The following is a 24,940-nucleotide window of genomic DNA, read 5'->3' as shown; positions in this document are numbered from 1 at the left end:
GTGTAGTATTGGCTGTGCGGAAAAAGACGATGTCGTCGGGCGCCTCGCTTTTCAGGCGCTTGGACCTCAATTTACTGAAGATTTTCCGCGAAATATGCCGCTCGGAAGGCATCGGTTCAGCGGCCCGAAGGCTCAATCTGCAGCAACCGACGGTGAGCCTGGCGCTTCGCCGTCTCGAAGAGCACGTTGGTGAAAAATTATGCCTTCGAACACCGCGGGGCGTCGAGTTGACGGCGGCGGGGCACGTCCTGGCCAAGTTTTGCGACACCCTTTTCGACTCCATCCAATCCCTGCCCAACGATATCGCCAGGACGTCCGGCGACGTGCAGGGCCTGCTCACGATCCGCTCCGTCTCAGGCGTTGTCTCGCCGGAACTCGATGCAACGCTCGATACGATGCGGCGGCGTCACCCTGGCATCCGCCTGAAGATCGAAGTTGCACCTTGTCCGATCGTCGTCGAGGCCTTGGCCAAGGGCCGCGCGGAAGTCTGCATTTCTTTCGATGCCGCGCCGCGCGCCGAGCTGCTTCACGAGCCGCTGGTGCGCGAATTTCAGCAGCTCTACTGCGCTCGCTCCAGCCCCCTCTATGGCGCGACGGTCAACCGTCCGGAAGTGCTTGCCACAGAACGCTTCGTTGTGACCGGCACGGATGAGCCGATGGAAGTGAAGAATTTCCGCCTGCGTTATGGACTGGGACTGAGACCATCAGGCGAAGCGGAAAACCTGGATGAAGCCAAGCGCATGATCCGCATGGGCGTCGGACTTGGCTTTCTGCCGACCATTCTCGTCTCGCGCGAAGAACGCGATCACCTCTGGCCCTTGCTACCGTCGGCGACGCTGCCGAATTACTGCCTCTACCTGATCACGCATCCCGAGGCACAACAGACCGTGCCGACGCAGATTTTTCTACGCGAAATTCGGCGACGGCTGTCGGCTCGCGGCGGAGCAATTTAGCGCCGGAACCGGGGCAGCACATCGCCAAGCACCATCCGGCGCCCCCCTGCGATACTTCGCGGCCTGTGGATAGCCCCCTCGTCTGAGCCATGCGGTGGCGCGCACATGCCACACTCTCGCCACAAGTGCGCGTCGACGCGGGCTGAACGGACGGATTAGGGTTGTACTGACATGGCGCGAATGCAGTATCGCCGGACCCGGAGCACAACGGATCACAATTTCTTCGGGACGAACGTGTTGGGTAAAAGGGGGACAATGTGAGGAAACTGCTTTCGATCATCGCGCTCAGCTGCGCGATGGCCTTGGCATTCGGCGCTTACGCACCAAGTGCGCGCGCCGGTGCGCTGACGAGCGGCGTGCTGGCGCTGAAAGGCGATCAGGCCAATCTCGTCGAAAAGGCCCGCTACCGCTGCTGGTGGCGGAACGGATATCGCCATTGCGGCTACCGGCATGGCTACTGGCGTCATCATCGCGCTTGGCGTCACCGCCACTGGCGCAACCGCTACTATCGCCGCCATCACAGCGTATACCGGCGCCACTATTACTATAATTCCTATCGCCGCCCGTACGCCTACCGCTATCGTCCGGGCTATTGCATCGGCCTGTGCTGGTGGTGATCACATCTGACGAACGAACAGCGCCGGAGGCTCTCCGGCGCTTTCATTTTTTTGACGTCGGCGGAGCAAATTGGAAGCGAATCGCAGCGTCCGCCGCGCCGCGCACAGCGAAGCTTGGCCATTGCAATTGGGGAAATTCGGTGGCTGCCTGTCGCGGGCCATCGGCGCGAACGTCAAAATTCGTCAATAAAAACAGGCATAAATCGCAATTCCGCGATCATTATTACAGCCCTTGACGATGGCGGCGCGCCGCCATCCAATGTTGCAGCGCGGAAGTTGCGCGAGACGGGGAACCTCTGATGGCTTTCTTGAAGGGAATTTGCGTGTCGCGCGACGCGGGGGACGGATTGCGAATATTGGTTTTTCTCATCGCCGTAATCGGCCTCACCGCCCTCGTTTGCGGCACGGCATCAGCGGCGGACAACACCTATGGCGGCTTTGGTCCCGAAGGTCCGCGCATGCGCGAGCAGCTTTGGATCCTGCCGAGCGGTGAACCCGGACGTTCGCTGCGCGCGACCCTTTTCCGGCCCGCGGAAGATCCCAAAGCGCCGGGCAAACAGTTTCCGCTCGTCGTCATCAATCACGGCACTGATGAATCCACGCGCCTCGCCGTTTCGATGCCGGTTTATTATTGGCTGTCGCGGTGGTTCGTCGAGCGTGGGTATGCCGTCATCCTTCCGCAGCGCCGCGGACATGGCGCCACCGGCGGCCAACTGTCGGAGGCCGTCGGCACCTGCGCCAATCCCAATCACTATGAATCCGGCAACATCGCCGCCGACGACATCGTGGCGACGATCAACTACATGACGGCACAACCCTTTATCGCCAAGCGCGGCGCCATCGTCGCCGGCATCTCAACCGGCGGATGGGCATCGCTGGCCGTTGCGGCTCGCAACCTTCCGCAAGTCCAGGCCATCGTGAATTTCGCCGGCGGACGCGGCGGGCACGCGTATGGCCAGCCGAATGCGATCTGCGGTGAAAGCGATCTTCTGTCGGCGGCGCATTTCTACGGCGAGACGGCACGCGAGCCGACGATCTGGTTCTATTCCGAAAACGACAGTTATTTCGGACCCAACCTCGCGGTGAAGCTGGCGCACGCCTGGAGCAGCGGCGGCGGCAACGTCGAGGAACACATCCTGCCGCCCTACGGCTCGGACGGACACACCATTGCGGACGATCGCCAGGGCTGGGACATCTGGGGTACGAGCCTGGACCATTTTCTGACGACGGTTCGCGGCAGCGAGATGCTGGTTGCAGGAGAGCCCGCCGAGCAACCTGCGACGGCATTGGCAACTTCGGCCATTGCAACAACCGGCGCAACGCGATAGCGACCGCACAACAGGCCGTTCCTCTAATCGGGACGGTCTGTCATTGATCCAGCGCTATCGACAAGATGCGTGCTGCGATTTAGCGTAGCTAAACATTCTTGCGTGTGAAGAGTTGTCGCCCGCCGTGCAAGCGTGGGCCTTTTGGAATGCAATGACGTTAATCCTCGTGCGGCAACAAACTCAAAGTCCGGTAATTTCAAGCTATGGCCGCTAGACCCCGAAGTGCCGTTGTATCGGCTCTGGCGGTTGCGATGAGAGACCTAGGGTTGGGGTCTTCAACCGTCCTCAAGATCGGCGTTCTCGCGCCTCTTACAGGCCCGCTGAAGGCATGGGCGGTTCCCGGATATAACGGCAGCCTCATCTGGACCGAGCGCGTGAATGCTGCCGGCGGACTGAAAGTCGGCGGCCGCCGTTACATGCTCGAACTAGTGCCTTACGACACGATGTATCAGCCCGACCGGGCGCTTCAGGGCGCCAAGAAGCTGATCGTGGAGGAAGGCGTCAAACTCATCCTGATGATCGGCGGCAACGATCTCACGACGGACGTTCGCAAGCTGATCAAGCAGCATCGCATGCTCGTCGCGACGCTGTTGCCGAGCGATCTGTCTCCCGATGCGCCAACCCTCGTTGCGCCGAGCGAAGTGCATCCGATCTATAATGTGACGGGAGTCGAGTGGCTCAAGCGGACGCATCCAGGCATCAAGACAGCGGCCCTTTGCGCGCAGCGCGACCTGCTTGGCCTGCCGTCGATTGCGACCTATCGGGCGGCCTTTGAGGCGGCCGGCATTGAACTCGTTGCGGAGCACCTGTTCGAGCCGGATACGAGCGATTTCGGTCCGATCGTCGATAAGTTGATGGCGAAGAACCCGGACATTCTATGCTGGGACACCGCCTACGAGCCGTTCGTCCATGCGCTGACGATCGAAGCCTTCAAGCGCGGCTTCCGCGGCCGGCTGCTATCGTGCACGTGCGACAACTACGAGGAGCTGATCCGGCGGACGAGCAGCGATTTCATGGAAGGTTTCGTCTTTCAGTTCCCTGATTTCGACGATCCGCGCCTCAACGAAGGGCACATCAATTTCGAAGATCCCGGCGCCTTCTACGATGAATTCTGCCGGCGCTTTCCGGGCACATGGAGCGCGGTGTCGTGGGAATACGCCTCGACGCTCGAGCTTTGGAAATCTGCCGTGCAGCGCGCCCGCGCGTTCGAGCCCTTCTCGGTGCTCGCCGCCATGAAGATCGGCGGCATCGGCCAGCACGCGTTTGGCGAAGCGCGATGGTGGGGCAAGGATCTGTTCGGCATCGACAATGCGCTAGTCGGCGATTGGCCGGTCGTCGCCATCGTTGACGGCAAAGCACGCATCCAGGAGTTCGGTTCGATTGCCGATTGGTGGGCAAAGAACCGCTCGTTGCTCGTCAAGCATATGCGTGCGCTTGATCTGATGTGGGACCAGCGCGAGCATTTGGCGGCGTCAGCGGAAACGCTCGAACGCCTGACCGCTCAGGATTCGTAGATCATATCTTCGTGGGCGTTCGCCACGTAAAGCTTGATGATCTCGACGGCCGTCTCGACGTTGCGCCGAGCAATAGCATCGTAAAGCGATCGAAACATCAACTGGATGCTCTTGATCTTGGCCGGCGTAAGCACCTGCCGCCTGGCGGCCGCCCATTGCGGATGGCGACGAACTTCATGGAGGATCGCGTACATCGCGACGATGAGCGAATTATGCGTGCCGCGCGCGATCGTCATCATGAATTCTTCTTCAAGCGCAGCAAATATTTCAGCTTCGGTGACGATGGCTTCGAGGCGCTGAAGCTGACTCTGGAGGTCGGCGATATCGCGTGTCGACATATAGATCGTCGCGAGGCGCGTCATCTCGGGCGCGAGAATGGAGCCCGCGACGTTCATGGCAAAGGGCGAGGCCGTCTCGGCAAGCTGATCGACGTTGATATGTGACGAGGAGTGTCCCCCCGCATTGCCGTTCGCATGTGGTTTTCGCTGATATGAAACGAACGTACCGCTGCCAGGGCGACGCGAAACAATGCCGTAAACCGACAAAAATTCGAGCGCCTGACGGATCGTTGCGCGGCTATCACCGAACGCTTCCGCTAAGTCTCGTTCGGCAGGGATTCGCGTTCCGAACGGAAATTCTCCCGACGCGAGCCGCCCGAAAAGACGTGTCGCAATCTCCTTGACCCGTGGCGTGACGAGCGGATGACGCGAGACGTCATGGATCCAAGGCGGTGTTTCGAAGTCGTAGGTATCAGACATCATTCAAACTCAAGCTGCTGGTTCGGATTGGCGGCGCCGCACGGGTCGTCAGCGGAACGATCGATCGCCTCTAAAATCATGGGTGCGAGAAGTGCGGTCAGTGCCACGGCGCTTTCCAAATTTGCGCACGTCTCGGAAAGCGCGGCCGACAACGTCAGCTGACGCGTGGAAATATCGTAGAGTTTGTCGGCATAAATCGCGTAGATATCAGCGTCGCCGTTCGGCTCGATGCAAGCTGAGAGCAGTCGCGCTTCCGGCGCCGCATAGCCTAGCACGTCTCGTAAAGTCGCCCTCAACGCGGCCGCACACTCCGCGGTGCATGCGGCGTCTGGCGTTCGGCGACCGATCAGCGTGCGATTGAATTGGGTGATCGCGAGAGCCGCTTCTGCAAGACGGCGATATCGCTCCCGTTGCGCGCCCATCAAAACGTCCGGCGCCTTTGCGGCGAGCCGGAAATGAAAAGACGAACTCGCGCCGCCCATCGGCACATCGAGTGTGGCGACGCCGGCGATAACATTTCGCCACGTTAGCTCGGCCGCCTCAAAGCAGTTCCCAGCTTCGTGCTCGTGCCCGAGAAGCAGGCGCGCAGCGCCAGCGTTGGATCGACAGACGGCGCGCAGGGAATCGAATTCGCTTTGCTCCTCAGCCGACACGGCGTCGGCTTCGAGCCAGCAACGCGCAGCCTCTTCGGTCCGGGCGCGCGATATCCGATCGAACCCACTCACCGTCGATTCCACCCACAAATTCCGAGACTTGCTGGCCGCTGCGCTTCGCATCTCGATTGCGAAAATCCTTCTCTATCTCACTCCCATGCCACAGCAATCGCTCTTTGCGGACCAAAATGCAACCGCATTTGACCAAAAATACCCAATTTGGTTTCGCAACTGCGATAACCGCGATAACATCTAAGTATTGCGATAAAATATGCTTTTTGTGCCTGCGAAATAATCAATTAGGGTTTCTTGATGGTGATTTTTTTGACTTGCGGGTAATTCACCTTCCCCTAACATGGCCGCCGTTGGGCAATTGCGGTGTTTTCTGGTTTAAATTGGTTTCCGGGCATTTCATCCGGTTGCATCAAACCAAGCCCGCGCTCGACGGCAGTCCGCCGCTCTTTCGGCTTCGATCGGCAAAGGCCCTCAAGGGCTTGAGCCGCGAAACCGGGAGGTGCTCGTTTTTCATCAACCGATAAGGCTCAATCGGGAGAGAACATGGCAACAGAAACGGGAACGCTTACTGCGGACGGGCCAAGCGCCACGTCCGGTCAACTTGTTAGGGCGATCGATTGGAGAGGTGCGTTTTGGGTCGCCAGCGGCGTCCCGGCTCTCGTCCTTTTCTCGATAGGCGGTATCGCGGGCGTTGCGGGAAAGGTCGCCTTTCTCGTGTGGTTCGCGTCGATGATCATGGGATTCATTCAATCCTTCACCTACGCAGAAATCGCCGGTCTCTTTCCCAACAAATCAGGCGGCGCCTCAGTCTACGGCGCGGCCGCCTGGGTGCGTTATTCCAAGCTCATCGCACCGCTCTCCGTCTGGTGTAACTGGTTCGCTTGGTCGCCCGTGCTATCGCTCGGATGCTCCATTGCCGCCGCTTACATCCTCAACGCACTGGCTCCGATCCCGCCGGCAGATGCGCCGCAAGTGGCGGCCTGGATCAGTGCGCACGCAGGTTCGATCCCGGCCGATTCTCCGCGTATCGCCGAATGGCTTGCTGCCAATCACGGCAAAACGGCCGCCGACGCCGTTACCGCTCTGCTCTCGTCGGATGCCGTCGCGGCGCTGACGCCTGCAATTCGCAACTGGTCGGCGTTCCACGGCACCCTCGGCCCGGTGTCGTTCTCGTTCAACGCCGCGTTCTTCATCGGCGCAATCCTGATGCTGATTACCTTCGCTATTCAGCACCGGGGTATTCTCGGCACTGCGAGCGTGCAGAAGTACATCGGCCTCGCGGTCATCATCCCGATGCTGATCGTCGGCGTCGTGCCAATCATAACGGGCCAGATCGACTGGTCGAACTTCACCCCCCTTGAACCCTTGAAAGCGGCGTATGCGCCGGACATGGGCTCTTGGGATATCGGCGGATGGACGCTGATCCTCGGCGCGATGTTCATCGCGGCGTGGTCAACCTACGGCTTCGAGACGGCGGTCTGCTACACGAGCGAGTTCCGCAATCCCGGCACCGACACGTTCAAGGCGATCTTCTATTCGGGTCTCCTTTGCCTTGTGCTCTTCACGCTGGTGCCCTTCACGTTCCAGGGCGTCCTCGGCCTGTCGGGTATGCTTGAGCCATCCATCGTCGATGGTTCGGGCGTCGCGGCGGCGATGGCCAACATGGTGGGTCATGGCAGCGCGTTCGTCACGAACCTGCTCGTCATGCTCATGATCCTCGCCCTGATGCTCTGCCTAATGACGGCGATGGCGGGTTCCTCGCGCACGCTCTATCAGGGCTCGCGTGACGGCTGGCTGCCGCGTTACCTCAGCCACGTCAACGAGCACGGTGCACCGACGCGCGCGATGTGGACCGATCTCGTGATCAACCTCGCAGTCCTGGCGATTGCCTGCGCGGATGCCACGAGCTTCTTCTTCATCCTCGCCGTCTCGAACTGCGGTTACATCATCTTCAACTTCCTGAACCTCAACTCGGGCTGGCTGCATCGCATCGATAACGCCGACGTTCCGCGTCCGTGGCGGGCGCCGACGTGGGTGCTTGCCATCGGCGCAGTGTTTGCTTTCGTGAACGCCGTGTTCATGGGAGCGGGCGCGAAGGTGTGGAATCCGTCGGCTCTGTGGGCCGGCCTGTTCACGGCAGCGTTGATCATCCCGGTCTTCTGCTTCCGCCACTACGTGCAGGACAAAGGCGTTTTCCCGGCACACATGCTGGAAGACCTCGGACTGCACGAAGCTGACTTCAAGAAAAAGAAAGCCGGCGCGCTGCCCTACATCGTGCTCGTAGCCGGTTTCCTTGTGGTCCTGGCTTCCAACTGGTTCTTCCAGTTGCCTGCCTAAAGAAAGAGCGGACCGGAGCGGTTCACATCGCCGCTCCGGTCTGGTCAAATCGCTTCCGGAAGTTTCCGGCAGGAAGCTCACCGGAATTAAGGAGCACTTGATGACGATCAGCACGAATAAAAGCCGTCCGATCTATCCGGGCCTCAGCCCGGACCTCAACGCCCGCAGCAACATCATCGTATGTGACAAGGGCGGCGCGGCCGCCGTCACAGAATTGTTTTCGCGCGCCGACACCGCCTTTGCAAAGCGCACCACGGTGCTTCTTGCCGACACGCTGAGCGACGCTGACATGCAAACAGCGAAGTCCGAGCTCTCGCCGGCGACAACCGAATTTCTTCCTTCACTTGCGCCAGCGATCACGCGACTTCGCGAGCTGCTCGAGGAGGCGCCGATGGGTCTCCGGCTGTACGCCGCCGGAACAGAGCCGCTGATCGGCTCGGTCGTACAGACCGCGGCCGACTATTCAATCGACCATCTCTCGATCCGGACAGAACACCGCGGCTCGCTGATGCGCCGCGTGCAATGCGTGCATTGCAAAGGCTTCATCGAGAACGTCACGACCAATCCCGTGACCTGCACACACTGCGGCCTGACGCTTCTCGTTCGCGACCACTATTCCCGCCGCCTCGCGGCATTCCAAGGCGTCTGCATCGACGCTGAAATTCCAGGCGATGTTCCACCGACGGAGGCACTTTATCAATGAGCGGTTCCCCTCTTCGCCGCGTCCGCGTTGCCGAGGTTGAGCAAGTCGCCGCCCGCATCAAGCGCTTTCGCCTAGTCGATATCGACAACGCGCCGCTTTCGGAATTCTCCGGCGGCTCGCACATTTCCGTCGTCATGCATTCGGGCGACCGCATGATGCGCAACCCCTACTCGCTGATGGGATCGCCGTTCGACACATCGAGCTACCAGATCAGCGTCCTGAATTGCGGTGCTGACTCGCGCGGCGGCTCGAAGTTCATGCACGAGAACGTCTCGGTCGGCACCGAGCTTGAGATCAGCGAGCCGCTCAATCTGTTTGCGCCCGTGAAGCTCGCGAAGAAGCACGTTCTTATTGCAGGCGGCATCGGCATCACCCCGTTCATGTCGATGATGAACGACCTCGACAGCCTGAAATCGAATTTCGAGCTGCACTACGGCGTGCGTTCGCTCGAAGAAGGAGCCTACTGTAAATATCTGCAGTCGCGGTACGGCGCACGGGTGAACGTTTATCGCCAGGACCAAGGCCAGATGATCCCGCTCGAAAGCATCCTCGGCAATCAGCGGCTCGGCACGCACATGTACGCATGCGGCCCCAAGCCGATGATCGACTGGGCGCTGCAGACGGCGGAGCTGCTCGGCTGGCCTGCAGAAAACGTTCATTCGGAACAGTTCTCTGCCCCGCCGCCAGGCAAACCGTTCATCGTCAAGCTCGCGAAATCCGGCCGCGAGATCATGGTCAAAGGCCATCAGAGCATTCTCGAAGCGCTCGAAGAACACGGCGTCGACGCACCATTCCTCTGCCGCGGCGGCGCCTGCGGCCAGTGCGAAACGGGAGTGGTCGCATGCGACGGCTACATCGAGCACAACGACCACTTCCTGACCGAGCCCGAACGGGTCAGCGGCAAGAAGATCATGATCTGCATGTCTCGCATTCAAACCGGGTCGATCACACTCGACCTCTGACGGCATCTTTCAATTCGCATTCGGGGAGGCACCGGCATGGCGCTGACTTTCAAAGACGAGACGTTCCGGGACGATTTCACCTATAAGAACAGCCCGTCGACCATCCGTCGATTTCCGTTTCCGTTCATCGAAGACAAGTACCGTTATTCGGTGAACATCGAGCCGCACACGCCGGGCCCTAAGGGTTCGGTCTACGAGAACGCCTTCGACATCGACGAGCACTACGTCTCGGAAATGCGCGATCGGGCGATGGTGCTGCAGGAAGATCCCGGCCGCTGCCAGGCCATGCCGCACATGATGACGGCGCAATGGGACATGCTCGAACTGGTCATGGTCTCGCTTGCACGCGACTATCCCGATCTTTTTACGTTGCACCGGGACGGCGCACACTGGCACTGGATCAACAAGCCGCTCAACATCGACCAGAAGTTCACGTTCGGTGAAGTCAACTCGCTGCCTTACGAACCGATGGAATATATCGGCCGTCAGGTACAGGGCGATTTCTCGATCCAGGACCAGCGCGACAATCAACTCTGGATGGATGCGGGCATCATTACCTCGCAGGCGGACTGGTCGCTCGATTTTGACGTCGGCATGAACTTCTTCGAATGGCACGGTCCCGTACCACTGGCGCATGAAGCTGGCGTGTTCGAACGCGCGCTGAAATTCCTTTTGAACCTGCAGATCGGCAGTCCTGTGCGCCGCCTCAACTGGACCATGACCATCAATCCACGCCTCGATACGAGCCCGGAAAACTATCCCAAGTGGGGCAAGGACCGGACGACGATCACGCCGGAAAACGTCGGAGAGAAGCTGCATCTTCGCGTCGAGCTTCAGGGCCTCTTCCGCCTGCCGCGTTCGAACGCAATCCTGTTCTCAATCCGCGGCTATCTCATGAGCCTCGAACAGATCGTCACGGTGCCGAAGTGGGGCCGCCGTCTGCCGCGCGTACTGAAGACGCTGCCGCCCGAGCTCGTCGAGTACAAAGGTCTCGTCCGCTATCGCCAGACGGCAATCGACTGGCTGGAGAAATACGATGACGGCGCGCCGACCTCGCCCGGCGGCGGCCCGGATTGAATCCTTCGTCCCCAAAGAAACGTCAGCCACAACCAGTTTAAAGACAGCCAAGAGGTAATGCTCATGTCACTCGCTCATCTGCCCCGGCAATCCATCCTGAACGATCGCCACCGGGCGAACGGAGCCGATCTGGATTCGGTTTCATGGAACAACATGCCGCTGCCGCAGACCTATCAGACCGACCCCTATTTCGAGACCGAAGCCGTCCGCAACCGCGCAGGTCTGTTCGACGTCTCATCGTTGCAGATCATCAACGTGTCGGGTCCGGATGCGCAGAAGCTTCTGAACTACATGCTGACGTCGGACCTCTCGAAGGCGAAGCCCGGCGACTCGCACATCTCCAATATCGTCAACGAAAACGGCGGACTAATCGACGACGTCCTCGTCTACGTCGACAGCCCGACGGAGTTCCGGCTCTCGCACGGCGCGGGCAAGCTCGAAGAAGTTCTGTTCTCGCTTGCGCCGAAGTACGACGTGAAGGTCGAGAAGGACGACGACGTCCACATTCTTGCGCTGCAGGGTCCGCTGTCGCTTGAAATCCTCGCGCCGCATACGCCGATGGATCTCGCCGGCCTCGGCTACTTCAAGCATGAGCCGACGACACTGTTCGGCACGCCGGTGCGCCTGGCACGCGGCGGTTATTCGGCTGAGCGCGGCTACGAAGTGTTCTGCAAGGCATCCGACGCGCACAAGATGTGGGATTCCATTCTTGAGGCGGGCAAGGACAAGGGCCTCATTCCGGTTTCGTGGGCATGCCTCGACATCGTCCGCGTCGAAGGCGGCCTGTTGTTCTTCCCCTACGAAATGTCGAACGAAGACACGACGCCGTGGGAGGTTCGCGCCGACTGGACTGTCGATCTATCCAAGCCAGATTTCATCGGCAAGAAGGCGCTGGAAGAAAAGAAGGGCAAGGAACGCTCGTTCGTGACTGGCCTTGAAGTCGATACCGATCGCGCGATCGAGCCGGGTGCGAAGATCACCGTCGACGGTAAGGAAGTCGGCGTCGTCACCAGCACGACCTACAGCAAGTATCTGATGAAATCGTTGGCAATGGCGCAGGTCGAGCCGGCCTATACGAAGCTCGGAACGCAACTCGTCGTGCACGATAAGGGCGACTTCCCAGCGACCGTCGTTCGCATGCCGTTCTACGATCCGCTCCGCTTGCGCACGCATCCGCGCGAAGCGGCGTAACCCAATTTTGACCCAGGACTTGAACCCAAAGTATTTGTCGGAAGGACACCAACACATGGCAGAGCGTATTGCGATTATCGGCGCCGGCCCGAGCGGGATGGCAGTTTTGCGCGCATTCGAAAGCGCCCGGAAGAAGGGCGCGGACATTCCGGAGATGGTCTGCTACGAGCGGCAGAAAGACTGCGGCGGCATCTGGAACTACACGTGGCGCACCGGAACCGACGAGTTCGGCGAGCCGGTTCACGCTTCGATGTATCGCTATCTGTGGTCGAACGGCCCGAAAGAAGCGCTCGAATTTGCCGACTATTCGTTCGAAGAGCACTTCGGCCGGCCGATCCCGTCGTTCCCACCGCGCGCCGTGCTGCATGACTACATCAAGGGCCGCATCGAGCGCAGCGGCATCATGCACTACATCAAGATGAGCCATACGGTTCGCTGGGTGAGCTACGACGAGACGACGCAGAAGTTCACGGTTTCGGTGAAGGATCTCGTAACCGATCAGATTTCGTCGTCGGAATTCGATTACGTCTTCTGCGGCAGCGGCCACTTCTCGACGCCGAACATTCCGGAATTTCCTGGCCTCACAAAGTTCCTCGGCCGTACGCTGCACTCGCACGATTTCCGCTCGGCGGACGAGTTTGCCGGCAAGGACGTTCTGTGCGTCGGCGCAAGCTACTCGTCGGAAGACATCGGCATTCAGTGCTATAAGTACGGCGCGAAGTCTGTCACGTTCTCGTTCCGCACGCGGCCGATGGGCTTCAAATGGCCGGCGCGAATGGACGAGCGTCCGCTCCTCGAAAAGGTCGAAGGCAAGACTGCGTTCTTCCAGGACGGCACGTCTAAGGAAGTCGACGCCATCGTATTGTGCACGGGTTACCTGCACCATCACCCGTTCATGGAAGACTCGCTGCGTCTCAAGTCGCGCAACCGTCTCTATCCGCCGAACCTGTACAAGGGCATCTTCTGGATCGACAATCCGAAGCTGATGTACATCGGCATGCAGGATCAGTTCTACACGTTCAACATGTTCGATGCTCAGGCGTGGTATGCGCGTGACGTCGTGCTTGGCCGCATCAAGCTGCCGTCGAAGTCGGATATGATGGCAGACATCCACAAGTGGACGGAGATGGAAGAAGCCATTCCGGATGCGGAAGGCGCGATCGATTTCCAGACGGAATACATGCGCGATCTTCTTGCTCCGACCGACTATCCGCGCCTCGACGTCGACGCCGTCGCGAAGATGTTCAAGGAGTGGGAGCATCACAAGATGGAAGACATCCTGACCTACCGTGACCGCTCGCACAAATCGGTTCTGACGGGCACGCAGGCACCGGTTCATCATACGCCATGGATGCGTGCACTCGATGACTCGATGGAAGCGTTCCTCAACCAGCCAGGCACGAAGGTGGCTGCTGAGTAAGCCCTACGACACGCCAACGACCGATCGTGGACTGGCCGCAACGGAGCGGTCAGTCCACCGATCGTTTTCAGCGAGATGAGGACACCATGAGCGACAATGTTCTGACGTCCCCCGCACGACCCAAGCTTTTTGTTCCGGGCCAATCCTCACTGCTGCCCGGTGTCGAGCGTTATGTCTTGAAAGGCGGTGGCACGGCCGTCTACGAACTCGACAAGGGCGACCGCGTGGAAATCAGTCCGCTCGAAGGCGGACAGACGGTTGAGATCGCGGCTTTCGCACCGGGCGGAAAAAGTGACCTCGGCGCAATCGGCCTCAAAGGCGAAGGGACGCCGACCGGCATCCAAAAGGCACTTGAAGCCGACAGCGAGGATGCACAACGCGTGCGCTTTGGGCTTTTCCGGCGCGGCCTCGATCTCGGACGGGTCAAAGCTGCACGCGTGCTTGGCCCCGAATCCGCTCCCGGCGACGTCGTTTCTCTTCAGGCTGAAAAACCGGTTCTCGTTGTTATCGGCGCACCGGCGGAGCCGATGATCGTCTGGGATCAGACGCCTGCGACCGACGTTCTTGTTTTCATTCAGCGCGCCAATCCGAAACTTCTGAACGAAGCAAGACTGCCCGATCCGATTGCCGAGCCGCGCCTCGACATTCGAATCAACATCGCAAGTGCGGAAAGCTTCGAGGTTCACGAAGGCGAATATATTCAGATCATCGACGTGCAAGGCCGTCAGTGCTCGGACTTCCTGGCATTCAACCGCAAGGAGCTCGACAAGGGCAATGTGCTCGGCCTCGACTCGACGACGACGCGGACGATGACAGGCATGGCTTATCCGAAGCCCGGACTGTTCTCGAAGTTCTTCGATCGCGACCGCAACCCTCTCGTCGAAGTCGTGCAGGACACGGTCGGACGGCATGATACATTCAACCTTGCATGCACCACGCGCTATTATGAAGACATGGGCTACTTCGGCCACCCGAACTGCTCGGACAACTTCAACGAGGCGCTGAAGGACTATCCGATCGGCAGCTATAAAGGCTGGCCGGCGATCAACTTCTTTTTCAACACCAACGTCGACTGCCATAACAACATATGGTCCGACGAACCGTGGTCGCGTCCAGGCGACTACGTGATGATGCGCGCGCTGACCGATCTCGTCTGCGGCACATCCTCTTGCCCGGCCGACATCGACGCTTCGAACGGCTGGAACCTCACTGAAATCCAAGTTCGGGTCTACCCGAAGGACACCCCGTTCAAGCGCTCGATCGGATACAGAATGGCACCGGATGCTCCAATGCAGCTGACAAGAGAATCGGGATTTCACCCGCGCACGTCAGCCCTCACTCGCAACTTCGGCGATTATCGCGGCTTCTGGGTACCGCACTGCTATGCGAACGCCGGCGCTATCGAGGAATATTGGGCGTGCCGCGAGCGGGCCGTCATCATGGACCTGTCGCCGCTGCGCAAGATGGAGGTGCTTGGACCGGATGCCGAGCAATTCCTCAACGGCATTATCACGCGCGACGTGCGCAAGCTTGCGGTCGGTCAAATTTACTATACGCCGATGTGCTATGAGCACGGCGGTATGGTGGACGACGGCACGCTGTTCCGCTTGGGCGAAAACAACTTCCGCTGGATCGGCGGTGACGACGCAAGTCTCATCTGGCTAAAAGAGCAACTCGCCAAGACGAACTATAAGGTGAACCTCAAGACGGCAACGAACGAACTCAATAACGTCGCCGTCCAAGGCCCGAAGTCGCGCGAGATCCTGGCGTCGATCGTCGAGACGGCGCCGAGCCGGCCGACGATGCAGGAGCTTGGGGTCTTCCGCTTCACAATCGGACGCATCGGCGGCGTTGCGGGCATTCCGGTGCTCGTGTCGCGCACGGGCTATACCGGCGAACTCGGCTACGAAGTATTCTGCCATCCAAAAGATGGGCCTGCGGTTTGGGATGCGATCATGGCTGCCGGCGCGCCATTCAAGATCCAGCCGTTCGGTTTCGACGCGCTCGATATGGTGCGCATCGAAGCGGGCCTCGTGTTTGGTGGACATGACTTCGACTCGACGACCGATCCACTTGAAGCCGGCATCAGCTTTACGGTGCCGACAAAGAAGGAAGACGACTATATCGGCAAGGCCGCTATTGAGAACCGCCGCGCACATCCGCTGCGCAAACTGGTCGGTCTCGAAATCGAGGGCAACGAGAAGCCGTCGCACGGCGATCCGGTGTTCATCGGCCGGGCACAGATTGGCATCGTGACGAGCGCGATGCGCTCGCCGCTATTGAAGAAGACGTTGGCGTTCGCACGTATCGAAGCCATTCACGCCGCCAACGACACGGCCGTTGAAATCGGCCGCCTCGATGGCTTGCAGAAGCGCTTCAAGGCGAAAGTCGTGCCGTTCCCGTTCTACGATCCAAAGAAAGAACGCGTCCGGATGTGAAGCGCCACGCATAGCACGCATGCAAAACGCGGTTGGGATCACTCCCGGCCGCGTTTTTTTTAGGCCGTCCGTGTTGCGTCTCCCGTCTTCGAGGGCTAAACGCCCCGTAACTCTGAGGAGAAGACATCGATGTTCAAAGCCATTCTCATTGAAAAAAGCAGCGAGCACTCAGGGCCCCGCCTCGCAGATGTCGACAAAGCGGCGCTGCCAGACGGCGACGTAACTGTCCGCATCAGCCATTCGACGCTGAACTACAAGGATGGCCTTGCGATCACCGGCAAAATGCCGATCGTTCGCAGCTTCCCGATGGTACCCGGCATTGATTTCGCGGGCATCGTCGAAGACAGCGCAAACCCGCGCTTCAAAAAGGGCGAAGCGGTGCTTCTCAACGGCTTCGGCGTCGGCGAGAACCACTGGGGCGGCCTCGCCGAATATGCGCGCGTCAAAAGCGATTGGCTAATCCCGCTTCCGCCGGGCATGACCGCCGCACGCGCGATGGCGCTCGGCACTGCCGGATATACGGCGATGTTGTGCGTCATGGCGCTCGAGCGCCAAGTCGTGACGCCGGCGAAGGGCGAGGTGATCGTGACGGGGGCCGCTGGCGGCGTCGGCGGCGTCGCGGTGCTTCTTCTTTCGCGCCTTGGATACGAGGTCGCAGCCTCCACGGGCCGCATCGGAGAATCCGACTACCTCAGAGGCCTGGGCGCAAAAACGATCATCGACCGCAACGAACTGTCCTCACCCGGCCGCCCGCTGCAGAAGGCGCGATGGGCAGGCGCCGTCGACAGCGTCGGAAGTCACACCCTCGCAAACGTCTGTGCGCAAACAAAGGACGAGGGTGTCGTGACCGCCTGCGGCCTCGCGCAAGGGATGGATTTTCCCGCTACCGTCGCGCCGTTCATCCTGCGAGGGGTGACGCTTGTCGGCATCAACTCGGTCTACCGTTCGATCGCTGACCGCATCGAAGCCTGGAACCGTCTCACCGACGAGATCGACTTCGCCAAGCTCGATGCCATGACCAAGACGATCCCTCTTTCCGACGCGATCGATGCTGCTCGCGATCTCATCGAAGGCAAGATCCGCGGCCGCGTCGTCATCGACGTTTCCCGCTAGCTCCCTCCCTCCGCTTCGCAAGGATACTGCAATGCCCCTTCTTCGCTTCGACCTCATCAAAGGACGCACGGACGCCGAACTCGCAGCGCTGCTCGATGCTGCACATGACGCGATGCTCGAAGCCTTCAAGGTTCCGGTGCGCGACCGCTATCAGATCGTGCACGAGCACGAGCCATGCCGCGTCCGCATTGAGGATACGGGCCTCGACATTCCGCGCACAGACAAGGTTGTTCTCGTTTCTGTGACCACGCGGCCCCGTACGACCGAAGAAAAGACGACGTTCTACCGCCTGCTGACTGACGCGTTGTCGAAGCGTTGCAGTATCGCGCCGAGTGACGTTATGGTGAACTTCGTCACCAATACCGACGCCGACTGGTCGTTCGGCAATGGCGAGGCGCAGTTCCTAACAGGCAAGCTTGGCGGCAAGCCGGAGTAACGAATTTACGATGCATCTCGTGCATGATCCCAACGCGCCGATATCTCCCGCGATCACGTTCGATCAGTTTCTGACGGTCGATATTCGCGTCGGCACCGTGGTCGCAGCCGAGCCTTATCCGGAAGCGAAAAAACCGGCATTGAAACTGAAAATCGACTTCGGCGCCGGTATCGGCATTAAGCAATCGAGTGCGCAGATCACGCGGCATTACGATTGCGAGACGCTGATCGGGCGACAGGTGGCGGCGGTCGTGAATTTTCCGCCGCGCCAGATCGGCAAGTTCATGTCGGAAGTGCTGACGCTCGGCTTTCCCGACACAAACGGCGAAGTCGTGCTGTTCGCGCCCGACATCAAAGTGCCGAACGGTGCTCGACTTTTCTAGACACGTCCTCGAATGCGTGAGCGTCGCGAGCGCATTCGAGTATCCAACATAAAGTTCATCGGAGACGCCTCATGTTTCGCGCCTCCGGCGAGGTTCACGCTCGATCCCCGACCTTCGACGCGCCATTCGCGTCGCTCGGCCGAAGATGACGCAATCTATTTCTTCACATGCCCAATTGCCCAGACATAGGCGGTGACGGCGTCCACCTGTGCATCCGTCAAGTCCACACCGCCTTTCGGTGGCATGGCACCGGCGTGCTCTTTCGGCGTTTCGACGCCGTCTAGGATCGTCTTCTTGAGACCTGCAAGGCTACCGTCGCTCCAGAGCCATTTGCCGGCCGTCAAATCGGCACCGACCGGACTGCCAACACCGCCTGCACCGTGGCAGCCTGCACACGTTGCGCCGGCTTCCTCGCCGTCGAAGATCTTCTTGCCGAGCGCGACTTGATCGGCAGTCGCACCAGGCGGAACGGGGAGCGATGCCGCAACGCCTGCATCCGGATGAATGCCTTCCGGCGGCAGGACGTTCTTGTCGCCCGATGCTTGAGCCTGCACTTCGGGTGCTGCCTCAAGCTCTTTCGCGTTCGGATCGCCGACGTACGTGATGCGCCAGATGCGACCGGCGACGTCATCCGAAACGTACAGCGCACCATCGGGTGCAACCGCGAGACCCGATGGACGGTGCGGAGCACTACCCGGATTTTTCTGCGTGCCCGCGAAGCCGTCGGCGAAGACGATGAAGTTGCCCGTCGTCTTGCCGTCAGCGAACGGCTGGAAGACAACGTTGTAGCCACCCTGCGGACCTGGCGCGCGATTCCACGAGCCATGAAACGCAATGAACATGCCACCGTGATAAGGCTCGGGGAATGCCGATGTCTTGTAGATCTTCATGTCGTTCGGCGCCCAGTGAGCTGGGAAGATTGCAACGGGACCGAGCTTGTCGGCACAAACGCCGACTGTCTTGCCGCCATCACCGCCGTATTCCGGCGCAAGAACAAGCTTCTTCTGGAAGCCGTCGTAATAGCAGTGCGGCCAGCCGTAGTCGCCGCCTGCTTTCAGTTCCAACACTTCTTCAGCAGGCAGATCGAAACCCTGCTGCGCGGTATAAAGCTCGGGCCAATCTTCATGTAGCTGATCGCGGCCGTGCTGGGTGACGTAGAGCCTGCCCGCGGCATCGAAGTCGAAGCCTTCGCCATTGCGGATACCCGTCGCATAGCGCTCGGCAGGCGAAAATTTCTGATCGAGCTTGTTGGCGTCATACTTCCAGATGCCGGCGCGCGTTTCTTGCTCGATACATGGCTCGTGGCCTTTCGAGTGCGGCATGCGATTTTTGATTTCGCAGGTGTTCGTCGCCGAACCCATCTCTACGAAGAGGTTGCCATTTGCGTCGATGATGAATCCATGCATCGGATGATCGCCGGTGATAGGCATGCCCGACAGCACCGTTTCGCCCTTGCCTTCCGGCGCGATCTCGCCGTCCTTCAGCGGATAGCGAACGATGCGATCGTTGATCTCGGCGTAAACGTAATTCTTATAGAGATAGATGCCGGTGCCGCCGTGGCCGCCTTCGGCCTGCGTTTCGCCGAAGCGCTTGATGACATCGGCTTTGCCCGTGCCTTTGCTATCCTTCAGCGCGACGAGAAATCCGCCCGGAGGCAAATCGTTGTTCCGATAGTAGCGCCCGCTCCACGTATTGACATAGAGCGTGCCGTCTGGCGACACGGCCATCTGGCGGGCATGGCCGACTTTGTCGGCGAAGATCGAAGCGCAGAAACCTTTCGGCAGATTGAGGCCGCCATTGTCTCCCGGACATTCGGCGGCACGCGACGATGTCGCCCCGACAAATGGCATGGCAAGCGCGAGCACAAACGCCATCGGTGCTGCGGACACCCATGTGCGTACGGTTGCAACAGGTTGCATGTTCATTCTCCTGGAAGTCCGAGTGGAAGCCGAGGCCCATGAAGCCTCGGCGGTATTTACTTGCCGAGAGGAACCGGCACGGCCTGGAACGGCAGTTTCGGCGGTCCGTTCTCTTTGGCGCCGAAGAGATGTGCGAGTTGGCCCTCGCCGACCCAGACCGTATCGCCCACCTTCGCAACCGATGTCGGTCCGCTGAGGCCATCCTTCAAGGTTTCGATATCGACTTTATCGCCGTTGACCGTTACGCGATCGACAGTGCCGCCGCCTTCGGCCATCAGGAACGTGTTGCCGTCGAGAGGACGGAGCGCGTCAGGGTTCTGAATGGGCCTGGATGTTTCAAGCTTTGTGACGCTTCCCGCTGCGCCATCCTTCAACGTGACACGAAAGAATTCGTTGCCGCCATAGGTGTTGACGTAAAGATTGCCATCGCTACCGAACGCGATGCCGTCAAGCCCCGCTCCATTTTTCGGTGCGAGCAGATCGTTTTCAAGCCAGACATCAAGTTCCTTGGCGCCCGGCTTCAGGCGCAGGATTTGCGGTGCAGCCGTGTTCGTTACGTACATCGTGCCGTCAGATGCAATCGCCATGTCGTTGCAGACATGGGCCTTGCCGGGGAATGCGGCGCTGAATTTCCCCTCTCCCGTCTTCAGATCGAAACCCTTCAGGTAAGCGCCGGGAACCGTGCTGGGGCCCGGGACGCCCATCGCCGATACGTCGTTTGAACAGACCCAGAGCGTGCTGTTTTTTTCGTCAACCAGAACGCCGAATGTGCTGCGCGTGCCGAATGCGCCTGGCTTGACCCACATCTCTGCTTTGGATTCGCCGGGCTTGACACGCGCGACACCACCGGACGCGATGCTGCTGATATAGATCGTGCCGTCAGACGATGCCGACATACTTTCCGGATAAGCTTGATCGCCGGGTATCTCGAGCGGCTTCATGTCCCCTGCCATCGCCGAAGCAGCAACTGCAGATGAACAAACGATGGCGAGGGCTGCGAGACAGCCCTTTCGCTTCCGTGACCTCATGCTTCCTCCAAGGAGCCGTGGCGTTTCCATTCGGAACGCGCTTTTTATTTAAATTATAATCGACATTTATATTCGCTACAACGAGCCGATTAACAAAAAACGCAAATCTTCGCAGAACGATCCCTCAGTGGGTGAGCAATTCGACTTCCTTTTGCGCCGCCATCGCCAGCGATTCCGACATTTCGTCCGCTTTCTGTCGCGGCAACGAAAAGCGGACACCGAAGCCGTCCGAGGTCTTCAAGGTCACAATCAAGAGAGACGGATCGAGCGCCTGATCAACCACCCACGACGCCAGCGGATACGTGAAGCGGCAGCTCGCATCGCCATATTGGACTTGGATCGCAGCATCGATGAGGTTCGGCAACGACGTGGCCAGCATTCCGAGCTGCGCCACCCGAAGATTGACGGCTGCGGGCATTCCCTTTGTATCAATGACATGAAGCGTCACGCTGCAGCCGTCTATTTCAACGTCGAATTGCGTCAGATCCTGCACGTCGATGCGCATGCGCCGCTTCCGATACGTCGTTCAGTTACGATTGATGACTGCGTTTGCTATAGTCTGTAAACTATCTCGAATTCATCGCAATTTCGCGGCTCCCGGTGAACGAAAACCGCGTGTCACCTCCGGCACAGCGGTTTCGCAAACTTCGGCATAAACGAGCGGACGCTGCGCAACTGTGGTATTCAGGAAGCGCATAGCGTTTCGGATTCATTGATCCTGGAGCCGTGACATGCCGCGATCTTCGTTGATGTCGTTTGCATTCGCCTTCACCGCAGTGAGTGCCGGTTCGCTGGCGGCTTTTTCTTTGCCGGCCTTCGCTGCGTCCGGAGATCGGATCGGCGATGCGGTCGTGATCACCAACATCGTCATGGCGGATTTCGCCAAAGAAGAGCGGCGCCTCGCGCGCGGCGACGATGTCCGGCAGGACGAGATCATTGAGGTCAACACCGACGCTCAAGGCGAGTTCAAGCTCGACGACGACACTAAGCTCGCGCTCGGCCCCGGCTCTCGCCTCGTGCTCGACAGGTTCGTCTACGACAGCGACAAGAAATCCGGCTCGATCATCCTGAACATGGCGAAGGGCGCCTTCCGCTTTATTACCGGCGTCGCGACGAAGCCGACATACGTCATCAACACGCCGAATGCGTCGATCACCGTGCGCGGGACCATCTTCGACGTTTACGTATTGCCGGACAAATCGGTGTGGGTGCTGCTGCACGAAGGCGCCATCGAAGCGACCGGAAGGAGAAACGTGTGCCGCGTGCTCGACCGTCCGGGCCAGATGATGCACATCGGCGCGAACGGCGCGGTGACCGGGCCGTTCAACTGGTCGAAAATGCCGGATAGTAAAGCGGTTGCGTTCGACACCGCGTTCCCGTTCGTGATCAACACGCCGTCGATTGATCCCAATCCGCTGCTGTCACGCGCGCAGATCATCGAAGCAAACTTTGCGGACGAGCCGGATCAGAAGTGCCTCAATCCGCACCTGCAGATCATCCCGACCAAGCCGATCAAGACGAAGAAGGCCGAGAAGCCCAGAAAGACGCCGCCGAAGAAGAAGGTCGCAACGCGCAAGCCGAAGAATGGTGACGGCGCGTACGGTGGCGGCTGCGATGGATGCATGACCGGAATGGGCATCGCCATCGGCGCCGGCATGGGCGGATTCGGGGGCGGACATCGCGGCGGGTCCGATGGCGGTAGGTATGGCGGCAATCGCGGCCGTTGAGCAGGAGCGTCTCGGCGCGCGCGGCTTGGCCTTTAGCAGCGCGCCGTGCCGTCCGCGAGCGCCTTGCGGTAGTAGTCGGCCATGCCGCCCGTTGCGTACTGCAAACAATTGGCGATAGCGACGTGCATCCGATCTCCATCGCCGTCACTTTTTGCGGACAGAAAGTCTGCATGCGCCGTTTCCCAGCGACGAAAATCTTCCGAACGTGCAAATGCTTCGTCGCCGAGCAACGCAAAGATGATTTCGGGCCTGTCCTTGCCGCGTGGCGTTACGGCGCCGAGTTCAAGCAATGCAAATTGTGGCGCTTCGGCTGCCGTCCGCTCGCCGACGATGATGCCGGCGGCATATGTCTTCGTAGCTTCTTCGAACCGGGCAGCAACGTTCACGACATCGCCCAAAACGGAATAGTCGAAGCGCTGCGGCGAGCCGACGTTGCCGACGACGCATTCCCCCGTGTTCAGGCCGATACCTATGCGAACCGGGACGAAGGGTTGGCCGCCGGCCAGGCATTCGGATTCCAACGCTTCATTTAAGCGCGCCAGCGCATCCAGCATCGCTAACGCTGTGCGGCAGGCATTCGCAGCGTGCGCGGGATCGGGCAACGGTGCATTCCAAAAGGCCATGACGGCATCGCCCATGAATTTGTCGATGGTGCCGTTGCGCTTCAGGATTTCGTCCGTCAGCGGCGTAAAGAGCCGATTGACGAAGCGGATCAATTCCTCCGCGCGCATGCCTTCTGATATTTTCGAGAAGCCTCGCACGTCGGCGAAAAGCAGCGTCACCTCACGCGTCTCGCCACCGAGCTTAAGCTTGTCGCGATTGCGCGCCAGTTCTTCGACCAGAGGCGCTGCAACGTAGTGTCCGAATGCGGATCTAATCTCGGCGCGCTGCACCTCCGATTTGAGATAACTCGTCAGCGAGACACCGAGATAGAGCAACGCAACTGAGAGAGACGGATAGACGGGGTCGAACAGCATGCCCATGTACGCATAATCGAACCACGATATAGCGACGATCAGCGCGATCGCACTTGCGCCGACGATGGCGGCGACAAGCGCGCCGGAACGTTCGATCAGCCATGCGACGAAGCCGCCGACAAGCAGGATGAATGCGATCTCAGCGCCGGTCGCATAAGCCGGCCGCACGAGGTGATCACCTGACAGAATTTGTTCCAAAGCTTGGGCATGGATTTCGACGCCCGGAACGGCAACGTCGAGTGGTGTGGCGCGCAAATCGAGCAGGCCTGTCGCCGTTGCGCCGATGATGACGTGGCGGCCTTTCACGTCTGCCGGATCGAATGTGCCGTCCAAGATCTTGAGAGCCGAAATCTCGCGGCGCGGATCGCTGCGCGAGAATTTCAGCCAAAGCTCGCCGCGTCCGTCGGTCGGCAGAACGGTCTGACCGACGCGAATGCTGTCGATGCCGGTCTGTTGCCCGAAGGCCAGCACGCCACTGCCTCCCGACGACTTGATGAAAATCGTGGATTGGCCGGTGCCGACGCGAAAGGCTTCCAGCGCCAACGATGGGTAAAGCGCGCCGGAGATCGAAACGAGCAGCGGAATGCGGCGTACGACCTGATCGCTGGACGGCAGCCAGTTGACGGCGCCGACACCGCGGGCGGCTTTCGTCAGCTCCGGACGGTTCTCGACGCCGCCGGAGAAGGCGTGAACGAAAGAGGCCGGATCGTCACCCGCGAACGATATTGCACCGGGGTAGCGGCCGATCCCCTGCTTCCGCGCGCGGCCGTTGTCACCAGCGACGCCGAGCACGACGGGCGCCGGGGCGATCGCCTTGGCGAGAATTTCATCGTTCGAAGGCAGGCCCGCCAGTTCGGACGCGATTGCCGTCGCCCGCGGGCTGCTTGCGAGGGCTTCAGCAATCACGTCGGGCGACAGCCGGTCGGGCTCGGCGAGGACCATATCGAACGTGATCGAGGCAGATCCGGCTGCTGCGAGCTTAGTGACGATGGCGGCGAGCCGATCGCGCGGCCACGGCCATTGTCCGATGCGCGCGAGAGACGCTTCGTCGATCGCGACGATCCGAACCGGAAAAGACGTATCCAGGGCTCGGGGGGCACTACGAAGATAGGTATCGAAGATCGACAGCCGAAGCCGCGCGACCGGCTCGGGATCGGCAATGCGAATCGCGACGCAAGCGGTTAACAGGATCGCGGCGATGACCAGAGCGAGCGAAAGGCGATTCGATCCGGCAGTCATGCTCCGATCCAGGTTTTGCTCCACGGCAAAGGCCGCGGCATGGTCCTCAGCTTAACGCATTCATCCGACGTGGAACTTTGGTCTGCACGTGCGGTATTAGGACGGAAAGACACGTGCGCAAGATACGCGAACTCTCCTAAGCTAAGCGGGTGA

At 59.9% G+C, this 24,940-nt stretch carries 21 protein-coding genes; 15 read left to right on the top strand and 6 right to left on the bottom strand.

Annotated features, from left to right (window positions below; all coding sequences use genetic code 11):
* Window positions 1-29: 29 nt before the first annotated feature.
* The 4 genes from RLW55_RS12705 (at window position 30) to RLW55_RS12690 (ending at window position 4,412) form a co-directional block, all read left to right on the top strand.
* Window positions 30-953 carry a LysR family transcriptional regulator gene (locus RLW55_RS12705; RefSeq protein ID WP_423414387.1) on the top strand — a complete coding sequence of 308 codons (924 nt, stop codon included), beginning with the start codon at window positions 30-32 and terminating at the stop codon, window positions 951-953.
* Between the two features lie 257 nt (window positions 954-1,210).
* Window positions 1,211-1,570: a hypothetical protein gene (locus RLW55_RS12700; protein ID WP_409560465.1), complete on the top strand. Its 360-nt coding sequence runs from the start codon at window positions 1,211-1,213 to the stop codon at window positions 1,568-1,570.
* Window positions 1,571-1,869: 299 nt separating this feature from the next.
* Complete coding sequence (locus tag RLW55_RS12695; RefSeq protein ID WP_423414386.1) at window positions 1,870-2,898, top strand: alpha/beta hydrolase family protein; 1,029 nt, start codon at window positions 1,870-1,872, stop codon at window positions 2,896-2,898.
* 203 nt (window positions 2,899-3,101) lie between these two features.
* A complete protein-coding gene (locus RLW55_RS12690) occupies window positions 3,102-4,412 on the top strand; it encodes an ABC transporter substrate-binding protein (protein ID WP_423414385.1) in 1,311 nt (436 codons plus the stop codon).
* Here RLW55_RS12690 and RLW55_RS12685 read toward each other — a convergent pair.
* Both RLW55_RS12685 and RLW55_RS12680 read right to left on the bottom strand, forming a co-directional pair.
* Entirely contained in the window at window positions 4,400-5,173 is a 774-nt protein-coding gene (locus RLW55_RS12685; protein ID WP_409560468.1) for a FadR/GntR family transcriptional regulator, read from the bottom strand. The genes RLW55_RS12690 and RLW55_RS12685 overlap by 13 nt on opposite strands.
* The gene (locus RLW55_RS12680; protein WP_423414384.1) at window positions 5,170-5,895 is read right to left on the bottom strand and encodes a hypothetical protein; all 726 of its coding nucleotides are present in this window, start codon (window positions 5,893-5,895) and stop codon (window positions 5,170-5,172) included. Before RLW55_RS12680 ends, RLW55_RS12685 begins: the two co-directional genes overlap by 4 nt.
* A gap of 486 nt (window positions 5,896-6,381) precedes the next feature.
* Here RLW55_RS12680 and RLW55_RS12675 point away from each other — a divergent pair, with 486 nt between their 5' ends.
* The 10 genes from RLW55_RS12675 (at window position 6,382) to RLW55_RS12630 (ending at window position 17,897) form a co-directional block, all read left to right on the top strand.
* Window positions 6,382-8,175: an APC family permease gene (locus RLW55_RS12675; RefSeq protein ID WP_423414383.1), complete on the top strand. Its 1,794-nt coding sequence runs from the start codon at window positions 6,382-6,384 to the stop codon at window positions 8,173-8,175.
* Window positions 8,176-8,275: 100 nt separating this feature from the next.
* Entirely contained in the window at window positions 8,276-8,878 is a 603-nt protein-coding gene (locus tag RLW55_RS12670) for a dimethylamine monooxygenase subunit DmmA family protein (protein ID WP_409560471.1), read from the top strand.
* Entirely contained in the window at window positions 8,875-9,840 is a 966-nt protein-coding gene (locus RLW55_RS12665) for a PDR/VanB family oxidoreductase (protein ID WP_409560472.1), read from the top strand. The genes RLW55_RS12670 and RLW55_RS12665 overlap by 4 nt, the downstream gene beginning before the upstream one ends.
* Window positions 9,841-9,876: 36 nt before the next feature.
* The gene (locus tag RLW55_RS12660; RefSeq protein ID WP_423414382.1) at window positions 9,877-10,917 is read left to right on the top strand and encodes a heme-dependent oxidative N-demethylase family protein; all 1,041 of its coding nucleotides are present in this window, start codon (window positions 9,877-9,879) and stop codon (window positions 10,915-10,917) included.
* Window positions 10,918-10,980: 63 nt separating this feature from the next.
* Window positions 10,981-12,108, top strand: coding sequence for an aminomethyltransferase family protein (locus tag RLW55_RS12655; RefSeq protein WP_409560474.1), 1,128 nt, complete (start codon window positions 10,981-10,983; stop codon window positions 12,106-12,108).
* A gap of 55 nt (window positions 12,109-12,163) precedes the next feature.
* On the top strand, window positions 12,164-13,528 hold the full coding sequence (locus RLW55_RS12650) for an NAD(P)-binding domain-containing protein (RefSeq protein ID WP_409560475.1): 1,365 nt from the start codon (window positions 12,164-12,166) through the stop codon (window positions 13,526-13,528).
* Between the two features lie 86 nt (window positions 13,529-13,614).
* Window positions 13,615-15,966 (top strand): DUF1989 domain-containing protein, encoded by a 2,352-nt coding sequence (locus RLW55_RS12645; RefSeq protein WP_423414381.1) that lies wholly within the window; start codon window positions 13,615-13,617, stop codon window positions 15,964-15,966.
* Between the two features lie 129 nt (window positions 15,967-16,095).
* A complete protein-coding gene (locus tag RLW55_RS12640) occupies window positions 16,096-17,079 on the top strand; it encodes an MDR family oxidoreductase (protein ID WP_423414380.1) in 984 nt (327 codons plus the stop codon).
* Window positions 17,080-17,110: 31 nt separating this feature from the next.
* A complete protein-coding gene (locus RLW55_RS12635) occupies window positions 17,111-17,515 on the top strand; it encodes a tautomerase family protein (RefSeq protein WP_423414379.1) in 405 nt (134 codons plus the stop codon).
* Between the two features lie 10 nt (window positions 17,516-17,525).
* Window positions 17,526-17,897, top strand: coding sequence for a tRNA-binding protein (locus tag RLW55_RS12630; RefSeq protein WP_409560479.1), 372 nt, complete (start codon window positions 17,526-17,528; stop codon window positions 17,895-17,897).
* A gap of 155 nt (window positions 17,898-18,052) precedes the next feature.
* Here the strand turns inward: RLW55_RS12630 and RLW55_RS12625 are convergent, their stop codons facing one another.
* The 3 genes from RLW55_RS12625 to RLW55_RS12615 all read right to left on the bottom strand — a co-directional run bounded on the left by RLW55_RS12625 (window position 18,053) and on the right by RLW55_RS12615 (window position 21,349).
* Complete coding sequence (locus tag RLW55_RS12625; protein ID WP_423414378.1) at window positions 18,053-19,816, bottom strand: c-type cytochrome; 1,764 nt, start codon at window positions 19,814-19,816, stop codon at window positions 18,053-18,055.
* 56 nt (window positions 19,817-19,872) lie between these two features.
* Complete coding sequence (locus tag RLW55_RS12620) at window positions 19,873-20,844, bottom strand: SMP-30/gluconolactonase/LRE family protein (RefSeq protein WP_423414377.1); 972 nt, start codon at window positions 20,842-20,844, stop codon at window positions 19,873-19,875.
* Window positions 20,845-20,968: 124 nt separating this feature from the next.
* Complete coding sequence (locus RLW55_RS12615; protein WP_423414376.1) at window positions 20,969-21,349, bottom strand: hypothetical protein; 381 nt, start codon at window positions 21,347-21,349, stop codon at window positions 20,969-20,971.
* Between the two features lie 226 nt (window positions 21,350-21,575).
* Between RLW55_RS12615 and RLW55_RS12610 the strand changes: the two genes are divergently transcribed.
* The gene (locus tag RLW55_RS12610; RefSeq protein ID WP_423414375.1) at window positions 21,576-22,571 is read left to right on the top strand and encodes a FecR family protein; all 996 of its coding nucleotides are present in this window, start codon (window positions 21,576-21,578) and stop codon (window positions 22,569-22,571) included.
* A 32-nt stretch (window positions 22,572-22,603) separates the two neighbouring features.
* Here RLW55_RS12610 and RLW55_RS12605 read toward each other — a convergent pair whose 3' ends face one another.
* On the bottom strand, window positions 22,604-24,787 hold the full coding sequence (locus RLW55_RS12605; RefSeq protein WP_423414374.1) for a CHASE2 domain-containing protein: 2,184 nt from the start codon (window positions 24,785-24,787) through the stop codon (window positions 22,604-22,606).
* Between the last annotated feature and the right edge of the window lie 153 nt (window positions 24,788-24,940).

It is taken from the genome of Hyphomicrobium sp. B1, assembly GCF_049532635.1.
Lineage (GTDB): Bacteria > Pseudomonadota > Alphaproteobacteria > Rhizobiales > Hyphomicrobiaceae > Hyphomicrobium_B.
This window is presented reverse-complemented; position numbering and strand designations above follow the sequence as displayed.

What these genes read in the sequence shown, in the direction of transcription:
- RLW55_RS12625 (WP_423414378.1), bottom strand. Translation starts at nt 19,816, where the DNA reads ATGCAACCTGTTGCAACCGTACGCACATGGGTGTCCGCAGCACCGATG.
- RLW55_RS12675 (WP_423414383.1), top strand. Translation starts at nt 6,382, where the DNA reads ATGGCAACAGAAACGGGAACGCTTACTGCGGACGGGCCAAGCGCCACG.
- RLW55_RS12695 (WP_423414386.1), top strand. Translation starts at nt 1,870, where the DNA reads ATGGCTTTCTTGAAGGGAATTTGCGTGTCGCGCGACGCGGGGGACGGA.
- RLW55_RS12610 (WP_423414375.1), top strand. Translation starts at nt 21,576, where the DNA reads ATGCCGCGATCTTCGTTGATGTCGTTTGCATTCGCCTTCACCGCAGTG.
- RLW55_RS12705 (WP_423414387.1), top strand. Translation starts at nt 30, where the DNA reads ATGTCGTCGGGCGCCTCGCTTTTCAGGCGCTTGGACCTCAATTTACTG.
- RLW55_RS12640 (WP_423414380.1), top strand. Translation starts at nt 16,096, where the DNA reads ATGTTCAAAGCCATTCTCATTGAAAAAAGCAGCGAGCACTCAGGGCCC.
- RLW55_RS12660 (WP_423414382.1), top strand. Translation starts at nt 9,877, where the DNA reads ATGGCGCTGACTTTCAAAGACGAGACGTTCCGGGACGATTTCACCTAT.
- RLW55_RS12685 (WP_409560468.1), bottom strand. Translation starts at nt 5,173, where the DNA reads ATGATGTCTGATACCTACGACTTCGAAACACCGCCTTGGATCCATGAC.
- RLW55_RS12635 (WP_423414379.1), top strand. Translation starts at nt 17,111, where the DNA reads ATGCCCCTTCTTCGCTTCGACCTCATCAAAGGACGCACGGACGCCGAA.
- RLW55_RS12645 (WP_423414381.1), top strand. Translation starts at nt 13,615, where the DNA reads ATGAGCGACAATGTTCTGACGTCCCCCGCACGACCCAAGCTTTTTGTT.
- RLW55_RS12630 (WP_409560479.1), top strand. Translation starts at nt 17,526, where the DNA reads ATGCATCTCGTGCATGATCCCAACGCGCCGATATCTCCCGCGATCACG.
- RLW55_RS12655 (WP_409560474.1), top strand. Translation starts at nt 10,981, where the DNA reads ATGTCACTCGCTCATCTGCCCCGGCAATCCATCCTGAACGATCGCCAC.
- RLW55_RS12620 (WP_423414377.1), bottom strand. Translation starts at nt 20,844, where the DNA reads ATGAGGTCACGGAAGCGAAAGGGCTGTCTCGCAGCCCTCGCCATCGTT.
- RLW55_RS12615 (WP_423414376.1), bottom strand. Translation starts at nt 21,349, where the DNA reads ATGCGCATCGACGTGCAGGATCTGACGCAATTCGACGTTGAAATAGAC.
- RLW55_RS12670 (WP_409560471.1), top strand. Translation starts at nt 8,276, where the DNA reads ATGACGATCAGCACGAATAAAAGCCGTCCGATCTATCCGGGCCTCAGC.
- RLW55_RS12665 (WP_409560472.1), top strand. Translation starts at nt 8,875, where the DNA reads ATGAGCGGTTCCCCTCTTCGCCGCGTCCGCGTTGCCGAGGTTGAGCAA.
- RLW55_RS12690 (WP_423414385.1), top strand. Translation starts at nt 3,102, where the DNA reads ATGGCCGCTAGACCCCGAAGTGCCGTTGTATCGGCTCTGGCGGTTGCG.
- RLW55_RS12650 (WP_409560475.1), top strand. Translation starts at nt 12,164, where the DNA reads ATGGCAGAGCGTATTGCGATTATCGGCGCCGGCCCGAGCGGGATGGCA.
- RLW55_RS12605 (WP_423414374.1), bottom strand. Translation starts at nt 24,787, where the DNA reads ATGACTGCCGGATCGAATCGCCTTTCGCTCGCTCTGGTCATCGCCGCG.